At 26.1% G+C, this 21,835-nt stretch carries 24 protein-coding genes and 2 pseudogenes; 16 read left to right on the top strand and 10 right to left on the bottom strand.

Annotation, left to right across the window (positions count from 1 at the left end; all coding sequences use genetic code 11):
- Positions 1–277: 277 nt before the first annotated feature.
- From CLPU_RS18310 to CLPU_RS01330, 4 genes and pseudogenes are all read right to left on the bottom strand, one after another.
- Positions 278–406 (bottom strand): annotated as a pseudogene (locus tag CLPU_RS18310) (recombinase zinc ribbon domain-containing protein); the annotation flags it as partial.
- A gap of 7 nt (positions 407–413) precedes the next feature.
- Positions 414–1,310 carry a recombinase family protein gene (locus tag CLPU_RS17555; RefSeq protein WP_200898430.1) on the bottom strand — a complete coding sequence of 299 codons (897 nt, stop codon included), beginning with the start codon at positions 1,308–1,310 and terminating at the stop codon, positions 414–416.
- An 88-nt stretch (positions 1,311–1,398) separates the two neighbouring features.
- Positions 1,399–2,022, bottom strand: a complete 624-nt coding sequence (locus CLPU_RS01335; RefSeq protein WP_050353835.1) for a hypothetical protein — start codon at positions 2,020–2,022, stop codon at positions 1,399–1,401.
- Between the two features lie 219 nt (positions 2,023–2,241).
- A complete protein-coding gene (locus CLPU_RS01330; RefSeq protein WP_050353834.1) occupies positions 2,242–2,691 on the bottom strand; it encodes a hypothetical protein in 450 nt (149 codons plus the stop codon).
- 643 nt (positions 2,692–3,334) lie between these two features.
- On the opposite strand from CLPU_RS01330, the gene CLPU_RS01325 reads away from it, so the two are divergent.
- The 5 genes from CLPU_RS01325 to CLPU_RS01300 all read left to right on the top strand — a co-directional run bounded on the left by CLPU_RS01325 (position 3,335) and on the right by CLPU_RS01300 (position 7,714).
- The gene (locus CLPU_RS01325; RefSeq protein WP_321169960.1) at positions 3,335–3,910 is read left to right on the top strand and encodes a phosphoribosyltransferase family protein; all 576 of its coding nucleotides are present in this window, start codon (positions 3,335–3,337) and stop codon (positions 3,908–3,910) included.
- A gap of 1,099 nt (positions 3,911–5,009) precedes the next feature.
- Positions 5,010–5,303, top strand: a complete 294-nt coding sequence (locus CLPU_RS01315) for a hypothetical protein (protein ID WP_050353831.1) — start codon at positions 5,010–5,012, stop codon at positions 5,301–5,303.
- Between the two features lie 250 nt (positions 5,304–5,553).
- Positions 5,554–5,772, top strand: a complete 219-nt coding sequence (locus CLPU_RS01310; protein WP_050353830.1) for a hypothetical protein — start codon at positions 5,554–5,556, stop codon at positions 5,770–5,772.
- On the top strand, positions 5,773–6,081 hold the full coding sequence (locus tag CLPU_RS01305) for a spore coat protein (protein ID WP_050353829.1): 309 nt from the start codon (positions 5,773–5,775) through the stop codon (positions 6,079–6,081).
- 352 nt (positions 6,082–6,433) lie between these two features.
- Positions 6,434–7,714 (top strand): amidohydrolase family protein, encoded by a 1,281-nt coding sequence (locus CLPU_RS01300; protein WP_050353828.1) that lies wholly within the window; start codon positions 6,434–6,436, stop codon positions 7,712–7,714.
- 365 nt (positions 7,715–8,079) lie between these two features.
- On the opposite strand, the gene CLPU_RS01295 is transcribed toward CLPU_RS01300, so the two are convergent.
- Complete coding sequence (locus CLPU_RS01295; protein WP_050353827.1) at positions 8,080–8,544, bottom strand: tetratricopeptide repeat protein; 465 nt, start codon at positions 8,542–8,544, stop codon at positions 8,080–8,082.
- A 382-nt stretch (positions 8,545–8,926) separates the two neighbouring features.
- On the opposite strand from CLPU_RS01295, the gene CLPU_RS01290 reads away from it, so the two are divergent.
- From CLPU_RS01290 to CLPU_RS01275, 5 genes and pseudogenes are all read left to right on the top strand, one after another.
- Positions 8,927–9,466, top strand: a complete 540-nt coding sequence (locus CLPU_RS01290; protein WP_050353826.1) for a hypothetical protein — start codon at positions 8,927–8,929, stop codon at positions 9,464–9,466.
- 40 nt (positions 9,467–9,506) lie between these two features.
- Positions 9,507–9,644 (top strand): hypothetical protein, encoded by a 138-nt coding sequence (locus CLPU_RS17120; protein WP_157857691.1) that lies wholly within the window; start codon positions 9,507–9,509, stop codon positions 9,642–9,644.
- A gap of 272 nt (positions 9,645–9,916) precedes the next feature.
- Positions 9,917–10,390, top strand: a pseudogene (gene tnpA, locus CLPU_RS01285) (IS200/IS605 family transposase).
- Between the two features lie 291 nt (positions 10,391–10,681).
- The gene (locus CLPU_RS01280) at positions 10,682–11,887 is read left to right on the top strand and encodes an AAA family ATPase (RefSeq protein ID WP_050353825.1); all 1,206 of its coding nucleotides are present in this window, start codon (positions 10,682–10,684) and stop codon (positions 11,885–11,887) included.
- 85 nt (positions 11,888–11,972) lie between these two features.
- A complete protein-coding gene (locus CLPU_RS01275) occupies positions 11,973–13,508 on the top strand; it encodes a vWA domain-containing protein (RefSeq protein ID WP_050353824.1) in 1,536 nt (511 codons plus the stop codon).
- A gap of 165 nt (positions 13,509–13,673) precedes the next feature.
- Here CLPU_RS01275 and CLPU_RS01270 read toward each other — a convergent pair whose 3' ends face one another.
- Together CLPU_RS01270 and dmpI are read right to left on the bottom strand one after the other, a co-directional pair.
- On the bottom strand, positions 13,674–13,865 hold the full coding sequence (locus CLPU_RS01270) for an alpha/beta-type small acid-soluble spore protein (protein ID WP_050353823.1): 192 nt from the start codon (positions 13,863–13,865) through the stop codon (positions 13,674–13,676).
- Positions 13,866–14,242: 377 nt separating this feature from the next.
- A complete protein-coding gene (dmpI, locus tag CLPU_RS01265) occupies positions 14,243–14,425 on the bottom strand; it encodes a 4-oxalocrotonate tautomerase DmpI (protein WP_050353822.1) in 183 nt (60 codons plus the stop codon).
- Positions 14,426–14,742: 317 nt separating this feature from the next.
- Here dmpI and CLPU_RS01260 point away from each other — a divergent pair, with 317 nt between their 5' ends.
- Positions 14,743–15,057 carry a YjcQ family protein gene (locus CLPU_RS01260; RefSeq protein ID WP_050353944.1) on the top strand — a complete coding sequence of 105 codons (315 nt, stop codon included), beginning with the start codon at positions 14,743–14,745 and terminating at the stop codon, positions 15,055–15,057.
- 27 nt (positions 15,058–15,084) lie between these two features.
- On the opposite strand, the gene CLPU_RS01255 is transcribed toward CLPU_RS01260, so the two are convergent.
- On the bottom strand, positions 15,085–15,348 hold the full coding sequence (locus tag CLPU_RS01255) for a hypothetical protein (protein WP_050353821.1): 264 nt from the start codon (positions 15,346–15,348) through the stop codon (positions 15,085–15,087).
- 417 nt (positions 15,349–15,765) lie between these two features.
- Between CLPU_RS01255 and CLPU_RS17080 the strand changes: the two genes are divergently transcribed.
- Positions 15,766–16,173: a hypothetical protein gene (locus CLPU_RS17080; RefSeq protein WP_131701603.1), complete on the top strand. Its 408-nt coding sequence runs from the start codon at positions 15,766–15,768 to the stop codon at positions 16,171–16,173.
- 273 nt (positions 16,174–16,446) lie between these two features.
- Here CLPU_RS17080 and CLPU_RS16470 read toward each other — a convergent pair whose 3' ends face one another.
- Positions 16,447–16,968 carry a class I SAM-dependent methyltransferase gene (locus tag CLPU_RS16470; protein ID WP_268760441.1) on the bottom strand — a complete coding sequence of 174 codons (522 nt, stop codon included), beginning with the start codon at positions 16,966–16,968 and terminating at the stop codon, positions 16,447–16,449.
- A 539-nt stretch (positions 16,969–17,507) separates the two neighbouring features.
- Between CLPU_RS16470 and CLPU_RS01245 the strand changes: the two genes are divergently transcribed.
- Both CLPU_RS01245 and CLPU_RS01240 read left to right on the top strand, forming a co-directional pair.
- A complete protein-coding gene (locus tag CLPU_RS01245) occupies positions 17,508–18,053 on the top strand; it encodes a GNAT family N-acetyltransferase (RefSeq protein WP_050353819.1) in 546 nt (181 codons plus the stop codon).
- Positions 18,054–18,263: 210 nt separating this feature from the next.
- Complete coding sequence (locus CLPU_RS01240) at positions 18,264–18,800, top strand: GNAT family N-acetyltransferase (protein WP_050353818.1); 537 nt, start codon at positions 18,264–18,266, stop codon at positions 18,798–18,800.
- A gap of 84 nt (positions 18,801–18,884) precedes the next feature.
- Here CLPU_RS01240 and CLPU_RS01235 read toward each other — a convergent pair whose 3' ends face one another.
- Positions 18,885–19,178, bottom strand: a complete 294-nt coding sequence (locus CLPU_RS01235) for a hypothetical protein (RefSeq protein WP_050353817.1) — start codon at positions 19,176–19,178, stop codon at positions 18,885–18,887.
- A gap of 709 nt (positions 19,179–19,887) precedes the next feature.
- Between CLPU_RS01235 and trhA the strand changes: the two genes are divergently transcribed.
- Complete coding sequence (gene trhA / locus CLPU_RS01230) at positions 19,888–20,529, top strand: PAQR family membrane homeostasis protein TrhA (protein ID WP_050353816.1); 642 nt, start codon at positions 19,888–19,890, stop codon at positions 20,527–20,529.
- A gap of 304 nt (positions 20,530–20,833) precedes the next feature.
- Positions 20,834–21,556 carry an EcsC family protein gene (locus CLPU_RS01225; RefSeq protein WP_050353815.1) on the top strand — a complete coding sequence of 241 codons (723 nt, stop codon included), beginning with the start codon at positions 20,834–20,836 and terminating at the stop codon, positions 21,554–21,556.
- Positions 21,557–21,835 lie beyond the last annotated feature (279 nt).

The raw sequence follows: 21,835 nt of genomic DNA, 5'->3' as shown, positions 1-21,835 counted from the left end.
ATTTAAGTTTTAAATTATATTCTTCAATTCTTAAAGCCAATGATGATTTTTTATTTTCTAAATTACTAAGTTTTTCTTTCATAGACTCATGAAACATACCAGCGGATATAGCATTAATTATATTTTCAATTTCTTTTTCTACTTTTTTAATTTCCATTTCAAATTGCTTGATCTCTTCTTTAAATTCACAAGATTGATTAATTGTATATTCATGAATCTTACTAACCATTGTTTCTATAGCATTTTTATTGAAAAAATTATTTTCTAATTTATTTATAACTAAATCTTCAATATAATTTTTATTTATAGACTTCATATTACAACACTTAGTCCTTCTCCTATTATTACATTCATAATAGCTATATTTGGCTTTATTTCGTCCACCTGTAATCCTATTACCAGTCATTATACTATTACTTACCACAGTAAACTAATCCGGAAAGTAAATAGGTTTCTTTTGCTCTATTAGTTGCATTTTTATTACTATCCATACGCTTTCTTACTTTATTCCAAATATTATCGTCTATTATTCTAGGAATCCCCCCTTCTATTCTTATAATTTCACTACTCGGTTTAGATTTTCTATGATTTCTTTTGCTATTTTCTTTTCTAGCTGTTCTATTAAAAGCATAAATACCCCTATACTTTTCATTTTTTAAAATATCATGAATACTGTTTTTACCAAAGTTTTTTCCTGTCTTTGTTTTATATCCTTCATTATTTAATTTATCAATTATTTTGTTGTATCCAAATCCATTACTATAGATTTCAAAAATTATTTTAACTGTTTGAGCTTCTTTTTTATTTATTATATAGGTTTTATCTTCAGCAACATCATATCCAAGAGGGGGTTTACCACCTGTATGTTTACATTGTAGAGCAGTTTCTTTTAAACCTTTCATGATTTCTCTAGCTAAGTTAGCAGAGTAATATTCAGCCATACCTTCAAGTACAGATTCCAATATAATTGACTCCGGACTATCGTCTAAGTTCTCAAGAACAGATACCAAACGAACACCATTCTTTTTTAATTGTTTCTTATAAAAAGCAATATCATATCTATTACGTGAAAAACGATCTAGTTTATGAACAATAACCATATCAAATAAACCTAATTCACTATCTTTTATCATTTTTAAAAACTCTGGTCTATTATCTGTAGTAGCCGATCGTGCTTCATCCGCATATATTTTATAAATATTTGTGTTATTTCTTTTAGCATACTCCTTTATAGCTCTAATTTGAGCTTCTATAGATTCTTCTCTTTGATTATCACTAGAATATCTAGCATAAATTACAGCTACGTTCATATCAAAAAAACCTCCTATAAAACATATGTTCTATTTAAATTTTTATATTAAGCTACTACCAATTAAGGTAGTAGCTTAGTTATATTCATTATTTCTTAAAATTTTTCATTATATCTTCTGTTTTGAAATGCTTTAAATTAAATTCATTAACTACTGCTTGGCTCTTATTCATAGTTATTTTACCTACTCCTACAAATTCTACATTTACATTGTTCCAAGAATCATCTTTTAGTAATTCATCAGTTAAACTAGAAAATCTAGAATAAGCTAAATCTTCTTTGGAGATGGAGTTATTACCTTCACCTAAATTAACCTTAATAAATAAATTATTATCTTTAGATGAAAACTCTTCTATAGTTTCACCTTCACCTATATTACCTTCTAAAATAGATTTATCAATTATTACATTTGCATTATTTTGATTTTTAGAACTATCATTTGATTGTTCTTCTTTTTGAGTCTCATTTTCTTCATCCTTTTCAGAAAATGTTTTTTGCTTATCATCTGTATTTTCCTCTACTTTAAGATTATCATCATCTTTTTTAGTTTTATTTGAGTCGTTAATAGATGGATTAATTGAAAAAGCAACTATCAATGCAACTAATGATATTCCAAGACCAATTCCCCATTTCTTTTTTTCTTTTTTCTTTACAAGTGAAATTAAACAAACTATAAGTCCTATAGTACCTAAAACACCTAAAAAAGCATCCATTATAAAACCTCCTAAGTAATCTTTTTCATTACATATAAATATACCAATATAAATATAAAAAAATTGTCGAAGAAAGTAGAAGTTACTATATTTAATATTAGGCTCTGTTAGACTAAATTGTTGATTTGATACACTAAATAAGGTAGTCTATATAGACTACCTTATTTGATGCAATTTATTAAGATTGTGCAATAAATTTACTGTAGATTATGTTCATTTTTAGCAACTACTCTCTTCCTTTTTCCATCTGCTTTTTATACAAAAACTTATTGTACATACTAATGCTACAAGAATAAAACCATGCAGAAGAATGTGATACAAGTCTGGAACAAGAATTGTGTCTGAAGCAGGAAAGAGATGATATGTATTTGCATATATTCTATTGTAAGTTGTTAATTTTTTATCTGTTACTCCAAAAATTGTATAGTACCAATGACTAAAAAACTGCGTAATAAACCAAAGCGATAGCCAAATAGTCAGAGAATATTTCCCATATTTGTCTTTAGCCAAAAAGATAAGAAACATCACAATATAAATTACAAAAAAGATTCCATCGTCTTTCCATGCCATTTCAGTCAACATAAAATTTCCAATTCTAAAACCTACCATATTTAAGAAAAACCAAATTACTAACAACACATTAGCTACAATACATGTTTTTTTACTCATTTTGTTTACCTCTCCCCAACATCAAGAAAATATAAATAATCGTTACTTCGCTATTTAAAACAACTATTCGTTAGTTTATATATAAATTATACATTATTATAACCATTTTTATAATGATTTTTTGCTATTCTTTTATGCTCTAATTCAAGGTCTTTAGCAATATAGTTCTTTTATTTCTCATTTATTTTTTATGATAAATAATTTATAACATAGTCATAATTATGCCTATAACCTTGTATATCAATTTTGTATAAGACCTTATATGCACCATCTCCACCAGTAAAAACCACAATTGAAGTTAATACAATTGTGTTATTATAGATCGTAACTTTTTTAATAAAAGTCTAGATGATTTCCTATGTTCATCTAGGCTTTTATTTTTATGTTAAAGTATGTTTTGAAATTTCCTTCATTTGAAACATGTATATTTAGCTGTAGTTTTTTCTTCTAATTTTATATTATTGCTAATAAAAATCTGTACATTTTTTGCTTGTAGAAAACAAAAGTTTATGATATGCTTTTCCACATAGATAGGTCCTATTTTGAAAGCGTTTTCATATTTATCGGACTTATTTAAATAGTAGTCTAAAACCTATATTTATTATTATGAATTGTAATTGAGAAAAAAGTACTATTTTATGCTATGTGTAGCAGTAAAGGGGATGTTATTATGAAGGAAAAAGTCTATACAATAGAAGTTGCAGGTGTTACTCGACATCTGCCAATTATGCAGGTTTCGCCTAAGCTGGCTATTGCATCATTTGTAATATTGGGAGATGTAGAAATTGTTAATGCAGCATCATCACAGCTTGTAAAAAAAATGCCTCAAGTTGATTGGCTGATTACGGCAGAAGCGAAAGGCATACCTCTTGTACATCAAATTGCTAGCTTGCTTTCAATGAAGAGATATATTGTTGCAAGAAAATCTATAAAACCATACATGAGCACTCCTCTTATAAGTGAGGTTAATTCAATAACTACCCAAAAAAAACAGATGCTTTATCTTGATGGACATGATGTCGAAATTATACGAGGTAAACGCGTAGCTATAGTTGATGATGTTATATCAACAGGTGAGTCTATTGCTGCAGTTGAGAAACTTGTAAGAGCTGCAGGTGGTATAGTTTCAGCAAAAGTTGCCATTTTAGCAGAAGGAGATGCTGCTGAACGAGATGATATTATTTTTCTTGAGAAGTTACCACTTTTTCCTATTGAGTAGTATATAAAAAAAGAAGATTTTCTTTAGATAGTATGATAGAATTAAATATTTATTATAATATATAGAAAGTTCAAATTTTATTGAGAACTTTCTTTTTTATATATTTTAAGTACAATATAAATAAATTTACCAATAAATCTTAAATTATTGATATAAGATATAGTAATTATAATACTATTATTTTATTATAATCATAGCTAAAGGCTTTTAATTTGCTTAGGAATTAAATATATATGATATAATCACATAACTGAATATTGAGAAGCAGCATAAAAAGAGAGTTAGATCATATTGAGTGGTTATATCTTAGAAAAGATATTATAAGGGCAGAAGCGATTGCATTAAATCTAAAAATCGTAAAAGTGATAAAGAGAATAAGGTAATATGTTAGATTCATAATATTAAATATTAACTTAATTGTGTGTCTTACTTCTTGGAGTAGGACTTTTTATTTTACAGATTGTAGTATATACAAAGTTAAATTATTTACATTTAATCCAGTACATGGTAAAATGTTCTTGCTATAACTTAATAAAGTTCGGAAACACCAATAATCAATTATAATTGATTTATGAGAAAGTTGTGATAGATATTGTTTGATAAAATTTTAATTGCATTAGTTACATTGTTACTTTTATACGATTTAATCGATAACATTATTAGATTTAAGAAAAAGACATATTCTACTAAAATATTCTATTTTATTAGAAAAGATGATAATGAGATAGAGAAACCTTCAAATGTTTCAAAAATAATAAATGTATTTTTTATTTTTATTTTAATGATGTTCAATAATGAGAGATTAGGAGATATTGTATTCTTTGGTTTCTTTATTTACTCTTGGATTACTATAAATATTTTTAATATTTTAAGCTATATGAGAGATAAAAAAAGATATATAATAAATGATATTATAGGTTTTAATGTGATTATGTTATCTCTCTTATTTTTAATATGGTTATTTATTTTCTAATGATTTTATAAGATTAAAAATAACTTTTGTTTTACTAGTATTGCATTAAAAAATATTAAACTTAAAGATACAAATACTTTTAGAAGAAGTAGAAAAATTTATAATTAGTAATAAGTAGGAGGATATATGAACAATTTTACAAACTTCAATATAGGTTATTATACTATATATAGTGTAATTGCTATGATTACTATATTATTAAATACATATTTTTTATTAAAAAAAGATATAACATTTAAATCATATATAATTAACTCGATTATTTGGATATTGATATCTGCAATAACACTTATACAGGAAGGTATTCTAGTAGATGAGTTAAATCTGAAAGGTAATCCAAACTTAATGTATTTGCTTATACTAAATATATTAATTGTAGTATGTTTTAGCATATATATCGATAAAAAAAGAGACATCTAGGTCCTTTTTTATGGTGTGCATCCCAAACGAACAACAGTAGCATAGTCGTTTCTGTTCTATGAGGCCCTAGATTCCATGACATTTTTAATAAAAGTCTAGATGATTTTTTTGTTCATCTGGGCTTTTATTTTTTGTGTCAGAATCTTTTAAAGTAGTTTTCAGTCATGTTTTCTAAATCATATGAATAATTAGTTATCTTTTGCTAAACAATACTATTGCTTAAACTAATATTCTTATTGGAGGAAAATAGATGAGAAAACTATCTGAATCAGAATTATTAACATTAACAGGATTACTTACAATGGAAACTGACGCACTTGCAGTGGCTAAAGCAACTCATATGTTAATTAAAGACAGTGACTTAAAGAAGTCAGCAGAAGCAGGTATAATGACAGCAGAAAGAAGAATTCAAGGCATGCAGCAATTTATTAATGAAAATCAAGTTTTAGGTACTGGGGAGGTGCAGTAAATGTCATCAATAAAAGAAATGCTTGGAAAGAAAGCAACAAACTTATCAGATAAAACTATTGTTAATGATACTTTAGCTGGAATGGCTTCTGCATCAAATGCATACCTAGCAGCAACGTTAAAAACAGCTACTCCTGAATTAAAACAGCTATTTAGTTCAAACTTAACACAAATGCTTGGAGAGCATGCTGCATTATCAGAAATGGCTATAAATAAAGAATGGATAACTCCATATGAGAATCCAGAAAATCAACTTCTTAAAACATTTAATCATTCTAAAGAAGTACTAAACAGCAGTATAGATAACTAATATCTTGTAAGAGCCTGTGAGGCTCTTTTTATTTTTTAAAATATAAGAAAAATTAGTTTTTTTCTTCATCAACAATAAATATATCTAATATTAAGTAACGTAAGGTAAGGTAGTCTTTTAGTTCATGAGCAGTTAATTCTTTGTATTTTATTTTGCAAAAAAGAATTTATATTAATAAAAAATAGAAAAATAATAAACTGTATCATATGAAAATTACTGAAACTACCAATTATTCTAATAATATGATAAGATAACACATAAGACCAATACATGTTATAGATTACTATATAAAAACATGTATTTTTCTCTAAGTTACATATATTTTAGATATTATAGAGAGGTGATATATTTTATGAGTCAAAATATAAAGGTTTATAAAGGTAACATAGTATTTACTAAAACACCTAAACAATTTACTACGTTGGAAAATGGATATATAATTGTTGAAAATGGAAAAGTAAAAGAAGTTACTCGTAATCTCTCAAAACACTATAAAAATTATGAAATATTTGATTATGATGATAAAATTATAATACCTGGATTTGTAGATATTCATCTTCATGCTCCACAACTTCCAAATAACGGTCTTGGACTAGATAAAGAACTTCTACCTTGGTTAGAAGCCTATACTTATCCAGAAGAAGCTAGATATGGTAATATGGAATATGCGAAAAAAATTTATCCAAAGCTTATAAAAGATTTATGGAAATACGGGGTAACTCGTTCTGTTATAATGACAAGTATTCATAAAGAGACAACTGAATTATTAATAGATTTATTTATAAAATCAGGACTAAGCGCATATATTGGAAAAGTAAATATGGATAGAAATGCTAATAAAGAAGTTTTAGAAGATACGAAGACCTCGATAAAAGAAACAGAAAAACTTATTAAAAAGTATATTGGAAAATCTGAGCTAGTGAAACCTATACTAACTCCTACTCTCGTTCCAATATGTACACCGGAAATTATGAAAGGTATAGGACAACTAGCTAAAAAATATGATCTTCCTGTACAAGCACATTTATCGGAAAATAGAACAGCAGTAGAATGGGTTAGACAATTGCATCCTGAACAGCCTGACTTTGGAAGTGTATATAATGAATATGGACTATTTGGACAACAGCCGACAGTAATGGCTCATTGTATATATACTACAGATAATGAAATTAAAATGATGCAGGAAAATAAAATCTATGTAGCACACTGTCCACATTCGAACTTTAATTTGGCTAGTGGTATAATGCCTCTTAGAAAATATCTTAATCTTGGAATAGATGTAGGACTTGGTAGTGATATTTCAGCAGGACATACTTTATCTATGATGAGTACGATAGTTTCAGCTATACAAGCATCAAAGATTAAATGGGTAGAGGATAGCAATTATGATCCTATTAGTGTGTCAGAAGGATTTTATCTAGCTACAAAAGGTGGAGGAAAATTCTTTGGAAAAGTAGGTAGCTTTGAAGAAGGATATGATTTTGATGCAATAATTATTGATGATGATAATTTATATGATTTTAATAAACGTACATTAGAAGGACGTATAGAGAAATTTATATATACTGGCGATGATAGAAATATAGTTGAAAGGTTTGTTGCTGGTAAGAAGATAGAGGAGCCTAATTTTTAGAGTGATCTCAAATTGCTTGATTTAACTAATATTAAATTTATTTTATATGTATATTACTTAGTAAAGATAAGTATATTGTCCTTGCATTTTAATTCGTATAATAAAGATGGTTTGAATATTATTTATATAACAATATGAAAAGCTAAAAACTTAAATTGTTTAAGTTTTTAGCTTTTTACTTTAATTTAGATTATTAAATTATATACTATAGTCCTAAAGCTTTTTAGACTTTAGTTATTTCAATACCATTAACAGTTAAACCTTCGTTTTTTGAAAGGCTTTTATAGCTTGTCTTGTTTTAGTATATAATCTCTTATCAAGAGTACCATAGTTATGTCCATTAGAATTATCAGTTTTACTTTAAATTATTCATTTAAAGCAGATAAATTAGTTTTTGCATACTCATTATTGGAATTAAGTTCTAAAGCTTTTTGAAAGTGCTCTTTAGCTTTTTCAATATTATCATTACTTAGATAAACAACTCCAATTACATTGTGGGCAGAAGATTGACTTTTTTTATCATCTTTAGAAAGTTCAAGACATTTGTTAAGAGAGGCTAGAGACTCATCATATCTACCAACTTCACTAAGGGCATAGCCTAGGTCATAGTGATAATCAGAATCTTTGCTATCAAATTTTACAGAATTATTGAACATACTTATAGCTTCATTTGAATTTTTATCTACTCCTTTACCTTCTAGATACATCCATCCTAAAATATCATATAAAGAAGCTATTTTTTCATCTATATTGAAACTTTCTTTAAGTCTATAAACTTTCCACTCTTTATCTTCTGTAACAACGTATTCTTCATTGTTTGAAACACTCAAGAAAATGCAGAAAAAACTAATAATTATTTAAGAAATAAATATAGTTAGTAGATTAATATTGTAGAGACTTAAATTTATATATTAATGATTATGATATATGACTTATTAAAAAAACTTTGAGTATAGGCATTACCCTTCTTTTATTTTGCTTTAAGGAAAATTTTAAAACTTGATATGTTATCTTTGTAAGTAATGGAATAAATAGTAAAATATTAGAAAATAAGAAGGTATTTACTTAAATGTATAGAAACTAGATTATTAATAGTATAAAATATTATTTATCTCATAAAGATTAGAGGATGATTACTGTTTAGAATAAATGGAAAGCCTAATATAATTTTCTATACTAATAATCTTTTATAATTTAAGAGGAAGAATATTTATGAAAAAATTTATTATTTCAATTGCTCTTGTAATTGGTTTTGTACTGGGCAGTGTTCCATTAAGTGCTAATGCGGAAAATTTAACAAAAACAGATGTCAATAGTGAAAATCAAGAAATTATTGAAGTTATAACTGAGAGGGTGTTATCTGATAATGAAAAGCTAATGGATGATAATGAGCCAACAACTTACGGTGCAATTGGTTATGAAACTTTCGAAAGAACAAAAGAAAAAGAAAGAACTATGGAACTTAGATTTACTTCAACTGGTGCCATTGTAGGATTTAGTAAAGTTAAAATAGCATATAGATGGTATGAAACTTGGAAAGTAAATAGTTCAGGAGGAAAAATATCACTTGAGTCTCGTACGTCTCCAAAGATATATAGTTCTTTTAGAGATTATGGCTCTATTCCTGGTGTTACTATTAGCGAAACTTCTTGGGATAATGGAAAAGGTACAAATAAAGCGCAAAGCTTAGGTAACATATCTAGTGTATGGGGTGGAACGCGTAGTTGGTCTAATACTGTAATAGCTGATTAATTATAAATTTTAAATTTAAGAAAGTGGAGGAATCCTAAAAATGACAGATTTACCTTTTGTGGCTATGTCTATGATAACATATGCACTTCCAGCTATCTTATTGCTAATTCTTTTTTTAGGATTAAGAAAGTTAGATGAGATAATAGCATTATTAAAAGATATGAGAGATAAGAAATAATTAGATAAAAATAAAAGTTAAAAATAAGTCTAATTTTTTATTAAATAAAAGCTTGATTTTAAGGAAAAATAATTTATGTATTAGAAATACTTTTAAAATTTTGTAATCTGGACTAGGGTCAAATTCCTAGTCCTTTTTTATTGTATAGAGAAAACCCCCTGCTATGCAGGTGGTTCCAAAAAGCTTGTAGCTATGAGTAGAAAAAAAATAACCTCCTTTGTTAAAATGGAAGTAGGTTTGCCGACCACAACCAAACAAAGGAGGAAATCCAATTGAATAAGAATAGTTTATCACATACGAAATGGAATTGTAAGTATCATATAGTTTTTTGCACCAAAATACATAAGACAGATAATATATGGAAAAATAAAAGTAGATATAGGAAGAATATTAAGAAAACTATGTGAGTATAAAGGAGTAGAGATAATAGAAGCAAATGCATGTTCAGACCATATTCACATGTTAGTAAGTATTCCACCAAAGATAAGTGTGTCACAATTTATGGGATATTTGAAAGGAAAAAGTTCTCTAATGATATTTGATAGACATGCAAACTTAAAGTACAAATACGGAAATAGACAATTCTGGTGCAGAGGATATTATGTTGACACGGTAGGAAGAAATAAAAAGGCAATTGCGGAGTATATAAAAGATCAAATGCAAGAAGATATAGCATGTACCAAATAAGCTTAAAAGAGTTTATAGACCCGTTTACGGGTGATCAAGTAGCTAAATGGAAGAAATAAAACCCCTTTAGGGGTACCCTGAAAAACTATAGCAGTTGGCAAACCTTTCAGGGTGTCTTGAGATACAGCAAGCAATATGCCCTTATAGGGCTGAGCAAACCACCCGTTTGATAGGTAGTCATGATTTTTTATAATAGAACTGTTATATTACGAAACTATTAATCTTACACTATAAATGCAATATTTGTAGCGATAGTCAAAATAGGTTAAAATATACAAGTTTAGATTTAAAATATATTGATAAAAGAGCAAATAAGGTATAATATAGTTTATGTGCTAGGAGGTAATGAAATGGATCAAAAGAATATAAAATTAAAAAACGGATTATTTGAAGAATTAGAAATTGAAAATGCTATTGATAAACTACAAAATATAGCCAATGAGCTAAAACATATATTTGTCGAAAGAGATGATGTCATAGATAACAGCATAAAAGCATTAATAACGGGTCAAACTGTTTTACTAATAGGACCACCAGGAACAGCTAAAAGTGCTTTAACAAATGCTTTATGTAATAGAATAGACAATGGAAGATACTTCTCTTGGCTTCTAAATAGAACATCTGACCCGGCAGAAATATTAGGGCCATTCAGTATAAAGGAAATGGAAAATGATAAATTTATAAGAGTTACTAAAAACAAATTGCCTGAAGCTGAAATTGCTTTCTTAGATGAGATTTTTAAGTGTAATGAGCCTACTTTAAATATTTTACTACCTCTTATAAATGAAAAATTATTTTATAATGATGGACATCCAACAGATGTTCCATTAATAACTCTATTTGCGGCATCGAATGAATTTCCAGAAGAAGATTCATTAATGGCATTATACGATAGAATGATATTTAGAATGCATGTTAATTATATAGGTGACATACAAAATAAAATGACTATGTTTAAGAGTTTCCTAAATAAAAATAATAATAATGATCAATATACTACAATAAGCCTAGATGAACTTAAAACATTAAGAAGTGCTCTTGATAAAGTTGTCATAGAAGATTCTGTTTTAAAAGAATATATTTCTCTAATGAATGCTCTTTTACAAGATGGAATTATAGTATCAGATAGGAGACAAAATGAATGCTTAAAAGTTCTAAGAGCAAATGCTCTATTAAATAAAAAAGATAAGGTAGATTCATCTGATTTTGAGTGCCTTAAAGATGTTCTTTGGAATGAATTAGAGGAAATTGAAAGAATTGAAGAGATATTAAGAGAGAGATCTGTATCATCTTATGAAAAAGAATATAACTTTATAAAAAGTAGATATAATGAAATAGTTTTAGCTATTAAGAATATAAAGGATACAAGAACAATTGTAGAAGTAAGAGGTTCTGTAGAATACATCTACGATAAAATTAACAGAGTATTAAAAGAATCAGAGCTAATGGAAGATGATATTAAAGATAAATTTACAACATTTAAAAAAGAAGTAAAAAGTCAATTAGATAAATTAGAAAAACAAATTGAAGAAGAAGGATTGGATGATATGTTTTAAACATTAAAGTTCAATACTTAAGACTAGCAAAACATCTATATTTATTGTTATAAGGTAGATATAGATGCTTGTAAGGAGTGTAGACATGGATAATCTGCTCTTTAATAACGATTTAGATGTTAATAATTTACTTGGAAGCGAAGATAAATCAAAAAATAGCTTAGAATACTTTGAGTTAGATTTAGATATTTATGATAATATATTTAAAAATTCTCCTAGAATTAGAGAAAATCTAGAAAACTATAAAGAAGTAATAACTACATTTGAAAAGTTAAATGAAGATATTTATTTAGCTTTATTTAAGGCTAATCCTGTAATTAAAGAAATAGAAGAAATAAGTACAGAATATAGACTTAATAATGTCATGATAAGAAACTTGTTTAAAATAGACGAGTTTAAATTGTTAAGAAATAGTTGCTCATTAAACTTCTTTAGTTCAATATTAGGAACAGATCTACTTGGACAAGAAATAGTAAATAACTATGAAAAGTTATCTGAAAGCAATAAGGAATTGAAGAAACAGTTAAAAAAATATGATAAAGATTTTAAAGAATATGTAGAGATAAAGAAGACTTTAGAAGAGTTTCATACTTCACATATTCAAACTGAAAATAATAGTTTAGAAGAAATAGAAAATGCTAAATCTTTATTAAAAACAATAGAAGTTAAAATACAAAAAGATGTAGAAAATATAGAAAAAATATTAATAGATGATAATTTATTTTATAAAAGTGTTTCTTTTGCCTATAAAGAGTTTCTAAGTATTTCAAATACCATAAAATCTTGGGGACTTGATGATGGTAAGCTAACGCCAACGTCTTATGAGGAAAAGATAGGGGTAAGCTTAAAACTAAAAAGTTTAAAAAAAGTAAGAGAAATATCTGAAATGGCTGGTAGATTCAAATCATCTGCTAGTAAGTTACAAAAAAGAAAGACAAAAGAAGAGGGACAGGAAATTTGTGGTGTTCAAATGGGAAGTGAGATACACAAAGTTTTACCTTCTGAAAAAATACTACTAGCCAAAGAAACCACTAAGAAAAGCTTCTATAAAAAATATATTCAGAGAGAGTTATTAGCTTACAAGTATAAAAATAATAAGGACAAATCTAAGGGACCTATTATATGCTGTGTAGATACTTCAGGCTCTATGGAAGGAGACCTTGAAGTGTGGTCAAAGTCTGTAGCTATTGCTTTACTTGATATAGCTATAAAACAAAAAAGAGATTTTGTTTCGATATTATTTTCTAATAAAGTTTACAAGACTATAGAGTTTAATAAAAATAAAATGGAACCAAGTAAGTTATATGAATTGGCTACTTTTTTTTATGGCAGTGGAACAAACTTTGTAGAACCATTAACTGAATCTATAAATTTAATAAATAGTGCTAAATATAAATATTCTGATATTATTTTTATTACTGATGGAGAAGCTCCTTTGGACGAAGAATTTATAGAAGAGTTCAATCTCGTAAAAGAGAAAAAACAATTTAGAATGATTACAGTAAATGTTTCCGATAAGGTGGAAGAAGCATTAAATGAAATTAATGATACTCAGATATTACTAAGAGATCTAACTGAGGAAACGATAGAAGAGACTAATGAGACGTTATTTACAATTTAGTATTATATATAAACATTTCAGGTGAAAGAATATAGATATGATCTATTGAATTTTAAAATTATCATTAAAAAAGCTTCTGATTATCGAGTTTTGATAGTCAGAAGCTTTTTTACGCTTTAGTTTCTATTTGACATATAAGATTATATCGGAATATAAATTTTCAAACTAATATTTATCTTTTTTATGATTATCTATAAGTTGTTGCTCTCCCATTTCAACTAGTTTTCTTACAATAAGTCCTGTATGATTTGAAGCTAATGACTTTGGATCATCTACCCCAAACTGTTCAGCTATTTCAGTTTTAAACTGTTCTAATGCTTGCCTAGCCTCAGGAACAACTAATCTGTTTTTAGACATTAAAATTCTCCTTTCATTAATCTTCATTGTATATATGTTGCTTCTAAATATCATTAAATATACTTAGCATTTTAAATTAAACTTATTAAAAAAATTGTCTATACATTTAAAACATATAAATGTATAGATATAGAGATAAATACATATTTGAATAAGTTATGAAAGAAAAAATTGTGAGAAACAATTATCAAGCTGTTGTCTAAAAATTACTTATATAGAAGCTAAAAATATACATTAAAAAATGTCTGATTTTTTGGATTTGTCTAAAAGATTTCAAGACAAGATTAAAAAATCAGACATTTGTTTTCTATTTACAAAAAATCTATTAAATAAGTATAGAAAAACATTGACTAGTAATATTTAAGTATTTACAGCCTTTATTTATCAGATAAAAGTTTAGTACCATTGCCAACATTATCAAGATCATTTTCTCTGATAACAGTAACAAAAGCTTGTTCTGGTATGTTTAAAACTTCACTTGCTTTTGATACTAATTCTTTAACAAGGGCAGACTTCTGCTCTTTAGTAATTTTAGGACTTTCAATAGTAATTACTGGCATAATATCACCTCCTGTAGATTGAGTTATATCTATTTTAAACTACACTAATATGATTGTAAACATACTAAGGAATTATTTATATAATAAAAGAAAAAACAATATAGATGATGTTTGAGATAAATACAAGTAAATAGCTTTTAAAGAATCCTATATATGGAAGTAATAAATTATCTAAGAGTTTATATAAAGTAATTCTTATTATGTATATGTTCAGATATAAAAGATTGTTAAGATAAAAAATACATCACAGTTCATATAGCTAATGTGTATAGATATAATATGATTTTTACAAGGAGGTGAAGGATTTTGTGGAGACAATGAAAATTATTTATAAAATTTTAGAAAGATTAGATAAAGCTATGGATGAGGAAAGATTTGATTGGAATGAAATAGATCATAATACTTTTGGAATAACAAAAATAAGATGGGTAAGAATAATGCATATTATGAATGAAAATGGCTTTATAGATGGTGTTTCTATTGTAAATACAATAGGACAAAAAAATTCAGAAGTTAGGTTTATAGATATCAGAATTACTCTTAAAGGATTAGAATACTTAGCAGAAAATTCTAATATGGGAAAACTGATAACTACAGCGAAACTCTTAAAAGACATAATTCCAGATATTTAAAATTTATTTTTTATAGGACGCTTTTTATTAAAAGGATTTGACTAGGGAAAGCTCCCTAGTCTTTTTCTTAAAGAAAAAATTATAGATGCATTGTGATATTCTGTCTTCATATTTTTTCAAAAGTTTAATATAATATTTAATGAGGGTAAAAGGGGATTTTTTCCCTTTAATGTTGCGTTTCTTCTTTTTGAAGAAACGCTTTTTCCATATTAACTCTAAATCTATAAGTAGATTTAGTATAGTTAAGAATAATGTTAATATTACTAATGTGTTTTCTATTATCTCTATCATGCTTTTTTCCTCCTTTTAATTAATAACTAATTTAAATAGAAGATTTAGCATATAGTGTAGTGAAAACTATTTAGTATGATAGTAACATTAAAAATAAGATTTTAAAACATAGATAATTTATAGGTATCGTTATATAAATATGAATAGAACGAAGAAATTATGTTAATAAAATAACAAATTTATTCGATTAATATACAGATTATAATATATTAGAGTTTTGATTGATTATATATAAATTAGTTATTTCAATAAAAAGATATTGAAAAATTCTACACTAGAATGGCTTAGTTCTAGTTTAATTTGTTTTTTAAAGATATTTCAGAAAAATTAATAATGTAACCCTTGTCTCTTTTTAGAATACTATAGTATTGAGCAAATGAATTTAATTCGCTTGCATAAAAGGGAGGTTTATTGATATTGAATAACTTCAAATGTTGTGGTGGTAATATTAATCACAAACCCTGTTGTAATTGTCATGAAAAAAAACATGTTGAGTGTGAAATAAAGGAACGCTGTGAATGTCGCATAAAGAAACATCTTGAGTGTGAGGTAAAAGAACGTTGTGAATGCCGAATAAAAAAACGCTGTGAATGTAAACTTAAAGATCACTGTGAGTGTCGTATTAAAAAATGTTGCTGTGGAAGAGAGCATTGTGAATGTCGAATAAGAAAACGACTTGAATGTGAAATAAAAGAACATTGTGAATGTAGAATAAAAAAACATTGTGAGTGTAAAGTTAAAGAACGTTGTGAATGTAGAATCAAAAAATGTTGTTGTTGTCACATAAGAAAACCTTGTGAATGTCATAATAGAAGATGCTGTTAGGCCGTCAATTAATATAATTATAAATGTAAATATTAGGTGTAGCAGCGTTTAATGAGAATATAATTACAGGTATAAACTATGCTATTCCAGTTTCTTTTAGACAAATTATAAGAAAAAAGATCTAAGAGATAAAAATAGTTGTTTAATAAGATATACTAGAAAAAATATTAATAATTGCTTTAGACTATAAATCTTATTGATGTTTATAGCCAGGATAAATAATCCTGGCTTTTTCTATCTAAGATATAATATAGTAAGATGAGACTTAAAGTTTTAAAAGTTATTTTTTTGAGATACAACAAAAAATAACTCGTTATAAGCACCTTTGCGTAATTTTTTAGTTGTTTCGACTTGAAAAAGTTGTTCACTAAATAAATTTAAATAACTTGTTTCATTACGAATATACTTACCTTTATCGAAAGTATTCATCAACCAATTTGTAAAATAATTTTCTTTAAAAAAACATGGTTCTATTATAACGAGTTTTCCATCTTTTTTTAAAACTCTCTTAAACTCTATTAGATATTCTTTAATATCTTGCGTTGATATATGATGGAGTACAGCCATGATTAAAATATAATCAATACTTCTATCTTCCAAATTTAAATTATTATTTTGTATTATGTCAAAATTATAATCTTTATTCATTCGTCTAGCATAATTGACTCTTCTTAGATCATGATCTAATCCTATATAGTTATCAGAAGTAAAAATAGAGCATGCTGATCCAATACCACAGCCAAAATCTAGTACTTTCTTATCTGAAAAATCAAAATCTGCTAATAGAGGTTTTATTATTTTATTATTAAATAATTTTGTAGACCATTTAGGTCTAACAAGATAATGATATAATTTAGGCGATAATTCTATAATTTTTCTTCACATCCTTTATAAAATCAAATCTTTCATATTAGTGTTAGCAAAATATTAATTTTTATAAATTATATTTTAATCCTATATATAGAAATTGATAAGCAATTAGTCTAAAAGGAGCTCATTAATTAATATATAGGTGTGTTAATATTGATAAAAGGAGAAAAAAGAATAATATAGAATAGAAGATATAGTTCGTTATATGAACACTAGAATGAGAAAGAGTTTAAATTTTATGAAAGTTGTCTTAATATGATGTGAAGAATATAGGATATTAATATATAATTTAGAACATATTTAAATAAATAAAAATCTATTATTCACATTAAGGTCTAGTAAAACAATTAGATTTTATTTAAATAATGCTTTCAATGAATTCAAAGATATGATTGTGATGACAAAAAAACAAATTAAACTCAGTTAAATTTATAATATTTAAATATATGAAATGAGGTTATAAAATGGCTATTATTAAATCTCGAAATCATAAGATTAAGAATAAAATTATAGAAGTAAGAAGCGCTATACCTAAAGATGCTATTCAGATAATAGAACTACAAAAAAAGCTTACTACTGAAACAAAATTCATGATAAAAGAACCTTATGAAATAGTTCGTGAAGTTTCGGTTCATGAAAATAAGTTAAAGAGTATATCAGAAGACAATAATAGTATATTTATTGTTGCATTAATAAAAAATCAAATAGTAGGATATCTAGTAATGTTTTCTAAAAATCTAGAACGCATTAAGCATGTTGGGAGTTTTATAGTAGGAGTAGAAAAGAAATATTGGGGAATAGGAATAGCTAGTTTGTTAATAGAAGAGATGTTGTTATGGGCAAAAACAGTTGAATTAAAAAGAATTGAATTAGAAGTTGTTGAAGATAATATAAGAGCTATAGAACTATATAAAAAATATGAATTTAAAATTGAAGGAAAGAAGTTAAAAGACCATTATATTGGAGAAGGAAAGTATCTCAATACTTTAGTTATGGGAAAAATAATATAGTGAATGAATAATATTAAGTATAAAAAGGTTTCTACATATTCAAAATTATAGAGTGAGATTTATATTAAAATCAAATAGTATATAGAATATATAAGTTTTTATGGAAGGAAGGATATCATTCATAATTTATATGTAGTAGGAGAAGAAAGAATAAAAGAAGCTGCCAAAATATATGCAGAAGGTTTTTTTGAAGATCCTTTATATAAGTTTATGTTTAGAGATAGAATAAAAAGAAAAAAAGTTCTTCCCATATTTTTTGAGACATATGTTCAATTAGTTTATGATCAAGGTAGTTTATATGCAACTTCAAGTGAGCTAGAAGCTATAGTATTAACTTATGAAGATAGGAAAGGTAATTCAAAGTTTGTTTATCTTATAAAAAAGATAAAGAATATACTGAAAGCATTAAAAGCATTAAAATATATATCAATAAAAGAATTCTTAAGAGGATTACGTATATTGAATAAGATGGATTCAAGCTGGATATATGAAAAAATTAATGAAGAATTTATACATTTAGATATGATAGCAGTAAAAAAAGAGTACAAAGGTCAAAAACTTTCAAGTAAATTGATAAGATATATTATTGAAGAATCAAAACGGAGAAAAATATTTTGTACATTAGAAACCCATAATCTTAAAAATGTAGGTATATATAATCACTTTGGATTTGAGATTGTAGAGGTAATTGAAATACCAGATAGCAATTTAAAACAATACTGCATGGTTTATAAAGATAAAAGTTAATATTATATAACTAAGTTTAAAAAGCTTTTAATAAAAGCCATCCTTAAATGATAACATTTGAGGATGGCTTTATAGTTTTTATTATTAATATGTTCCTACTTCTTTAACTTCAACATGATCTTTTAAATGATTTATTATAACATCTTCACTAGGATTTTTAACTAAGTTTAAGGCTTTTTCGTATATTTTATTTACATTTGGCTTTATTTCTACAAAGCGTATACGCTCTTGACTTCTTCCATATCCATCTAACAGAAAAGAATAGTTTTCTACATTTCCTTTTTCATCAAATAAAAATTCTTCTGTAGACATAAGAGAGCCTGTTTTACCATAAATCTCAGGTCCGTATATTAGATCTTTTATATATTTAATTTTCATTTAATGTCCTCCTTATTTTAATGTTTATTGATAATCACTTTCGACTCTTGCTTATAAGATAACATAAATAAAGAGAAAATAATACATTTTACATTAAAATAATTCAAAATATTTTATTTTAATTTTATATATTTATTACTGTTGTAAATATTAAGAGACAAAATCAAAGCTATATAACTATTCTTGACTATAGTATGTGTAAATTTTTATTAAATTATTTTTAGAACTAAACTAGATATGTGCTTGTGTAATGATTAAAGTACGCTAAATAAGATATTTGTATTTAAATTCAAAAAAACTTAATAGTGATTAAACTTAATATTTTAATACAACCTCAAAATACACATAATTAGGATTTAAATTGAGTACATATATTCTTAGACTAGTTAGGAAAGAAATAATAGATATTAGAAGACTTGAAATTATACTAATACTAGAATATTGTATAAGTTGAAAGGTAAATAATATATAATTCAAAGAAAGAATTATTTTTATAAAAATTTTTTGAAACTCATAATTTATTTCTATTAAGAAATAAAATAAAAATAATATTTTGCTTAATATTAAGGGCGTTCCATAATTCTTAGGGGTATAGATTTGTCATGAATAAATTATTGAGGTATAAGAATGAGATTATTGGTTATTAAATTAATAAGAAAAGAAAATAATCAATAAAAATTAATTAAATAATTTAAAAGGAGGTAATTGAATGAATAAGACAAATAAGTCTATAAATGGAGAAGAAATTACCAATGCCATTTCACATGGAGTTGGATTGTGCTTAGCTATAGCTGCACTTGTAATATTAGTAGTATTTGCTAATAAATTTGGAAGTGTGTGGCATATAGTAAGCTTTAGTATCTATGGATCAACTTTAATACTTCTATACTTATTTTCAACATTGTATCATAGTTTTCCAGATGGAAAGGTGAAAAGTATATTTAAAGTTTTTGATCATTCAGCTATTTATTTGTTAATAGCAGGAACATACACGCCTTTAACTTTAACAGCTTTAAGAGGTAAAATAGGATGGACTTTATTTGGAATTGTTTGGGCAATTGCTATAGCTGGTATCATATTCAAGATACTTTGGATTAAAAAATTTAAAGCACTTTCAACTATTCTTTATATAGCTATGGGCTGGCTAGTTATATTTGCAATAAAACCATTATTCCAAACACTTAATACGACTAGCATGGTATTCTTAGTAGTAGGAGGAGTTTTATATACTGTAGGAACAATTTTTTATAGTGGGAAAAAGATTAAATACAATCATGCAATTTGGCATTTTTTCGTATTAGCAGGAAGCGCATGTCATTTCTTTACTGTACTATATTTATTACCTAGGTAAAAGATGGATAGAAAATTTATCCATCTTTTTTTATTTTTTTAATTGACTAGTTAAAGAGTATTTGATTAATATTAAGAGTGAATTATTCAAAAAGAATTTTAAGATAACTATATGAAATATTTAAATTATGGATGAGTAAAAAACAATTAGAAGGAAAAGAATACTTATTGTAGAAAAAATATAACTGTTCTATATAAAAATATAAATTCTTAAATTAGTTAAGAATAAATCATAAGGGTTAAATCTAAAATAAGTATAGATAGGATATTAAAAATAGACTTATTTATTATCAAGGAGCATTAATATGACAAGGTATGAAGAACAAGCACTGCGTGAATTAAATATATGGAAGCAAAAAATGAGTAAAAAACCATCTATAACGAATCGTATTACTAAAGGAATACAAAAAAAGATGAATAATATAATACCAGAAAAAGCACATAGAATTATTACAGAGGCAATTAAAAATATGACTAAAGCCGTATTAACTGGCTCTAAATATATTACTAGGAAACCACTTGTTGTAGCTTCTTTAGAAAAACGAGAAAATCTAGTAAAAGAATCATTAAACTTTTATAAAAAGGCTGCTTCTGTTAGCGGAGCTGGTACAGGAGCAGGAGGAATATTGATTGGACTTGCAGACTTTCCCATACTTTTAAGCTTAAAAATGAAATTTCTTTTTAATTTAGCCAGTTTATATGGATTTGATGTGAAAGATTATAGAGAAAGAATATATATTTTATATGTATTTGAATTAGCTTTTTCAAGTCAGGAAAAACGTAATGAAGTTTATCATAAAATCGAGAATTGGAATAACTATGTAAAGACATTACCAGAAAATATCGATATGTTTGATTGGAGAGATTTTCAACAAGAATATAGAGACTATATTGATTTAGCAAAAATGTTACAACTAGTACCTGGTATAGGAAGTATAGTAGGTGCTTATACCAATTATCAATTGATGGAGAAGCTTGGTGAGATAGCTATGAATGCTTATAGGTTAAGAGTATTAAAATGTTTGTAATAGAATATGATATGTAAGAGAATAAGAGAAGTTTTAAGAAGTATTATAATAATCATACACAGAAGCTGAATGGGAAAGATTAGATAATCAATACTCATACGAAGTTTAAAAACACCTTATATCTTCTTATATCTTATAGTAAACATTTCCTAGAATTATTCAGTAATAACTAAGATAACAGAAGAAGTAAGAAATAATAGATTTGAAGTTATAACCTATGTTGAGGCTGAAAGATTTTTATCTGGTATAGAAAGATAGGGATAAGACTACATGGATGGA

Source organism: Gottschalkia purinilytica (genome assembly GCF_001190785.1).
GTDB classification, from domain to species: domain Bacteria; phylum Bacillota; class Clostridia; order Tissierellales; family Gottschalkiaceae; genus Gottschalkia_A; species Gottschalkia_A purinilytica.
The sequence above is the reverse complement of the archived record's forward strand: the minus strand, read 5'-3'. Positions and strand labels throughout refer to the sequence as shown.

Coding starts and splice junctions, on each gene's coding strand:
- CLPU_RS01335 (WP_050353835.1), bottom strand. CDS start 2,022: ATGGATGCTTTTTTAGGTGTTTTAGGTACTATAGGACTTATAGTTTGT.
- CLPU_RS01310 (WP_050353830.1), top strand. CDS start 5,554: ATGAGAAAACTATCTGAATCAGAATTATTAACATTAACAGGATTACTT.
- CLPU_RS01300 (WP_050353828.1), top strand. CDS start 6,434: ATGAGTCAAAATATAAAGGTTTATAAAGGTAACATAGTATTTACTAAA.
- CLPU_RS01325 (WP_321169960.1), top strand. CDS start 3,335: ATGTGTAGCAGTAAAGGGGATGTTATTATGAAGGAAAAAGTCTATACA.
- trhA (WP_050353816.1), top strand. CDS start 19,888: ATGAATAAGACAAATAAGTCTATAAATGGAGAAGAAATTACCAATGCC.
- CLPU_RS01240 (WP_050353818.1), top strand. CDS start 18,264: ATGTTTAGAGATAGAATAAAAAGAAAAAAAGTTCTTCCCATATTTTTT.
- CLPU_RS01260 (WP_050353944.1), top strand. CDS start 14,743: ATGAAAATTATTTATAAAATTTTAGAAAGATTAGATAAAGCTATGGAT.
- CLPU_RS01270 (WP_050353823.1), bottom strand. CDS start 13,865: ATGTCTAAAAACAGATTAGTTGTTCCTGAGGCTAGGCAAGCATTAGAA.
- CLPU_RS01245 (WP_050353819.1), top strand. CDS start 17,508: ATGGCTATTATTAAATCTCGAAATCATAAGATTAAGAATAAAATTATA.
- dmpI (WP_050353822.1), bottom strand. CDS start 14,425: ATGCCAGTAATTACTATTGAAAGTCCTAAAATTACTAAAGAGCAGAAG.
- CLPU_RS17120 (WP_157857691.1), top strand. CDS start 9,507: ATGACAGATTTACCTTTTGTGGCTATGTCTATGATAACATATGCACTT.
- CLPU_RS01330 (WP_050353834.1), bottom strand. CDS start 2,691: ATGAGTAAAAAAACATGTATTGTAGCTAATGTGTTGTTAGTAATTTGG.
- CLPU_RS01290 (WP_050353826.1), top strand. CDS start 8,927: ATGAAAAAATTTATTATTTCAATTGCTCTTGTAATTGGTTTTGTACTG.
- CLPU_RS01275 (WP_050353824.1), top strand. CDS start 11,973: ATGGATAATCTGCTCTTTAATAACGATTTAGATGTTAATAATTTACTT.
- CLPU_RS17555 (WP_200898430.1), bottom strand. CDS start 1,310: ATGAACGTAGCTGTAATTTATGCTAGATATTCTAGTGATAATCAAAGA.
- CLPU_RS01315 (WP_050353831.1), top strand. CDS start 5,010: ATGAACAATTTTACAAACTTCAATATAGGTTATTATACTATATATAGT.
- CLPU_RS01305 (WP_050353829.1), top strand. CDS start 5,773: ATGTCATCAATAAAAGAAATGCTTGGAAAGAAAGCAACAAACTTATCA.
- CLPU_RS01280 (WP_050353825.1), top strand. CDS start 10,682: ATGGATCAAAAGAATATAAAATTAAAAAACGGATTATTTGAAGAATTA.
- CLPU_RS01255 (WP_050353821.1), bottom strand. CDS start 15,348: ATGATAGAGATAATAGAAAACACATTAGTAATATTAACATTATTCTTA.
- CLPU_RS01225 (WP_050353815.1), top strand. CDS start 20,834: ATGACAAGGTATGAAGAACAAGCACTGCGTGAATTAAATATATGGAAG.
- CLPU_RS01235 (WP_050353817.1), bottom strand. CDS start 19,178: ATGAAAATTAAATATATAAAAGATCTAATATACGGACCTGAGATTTAT.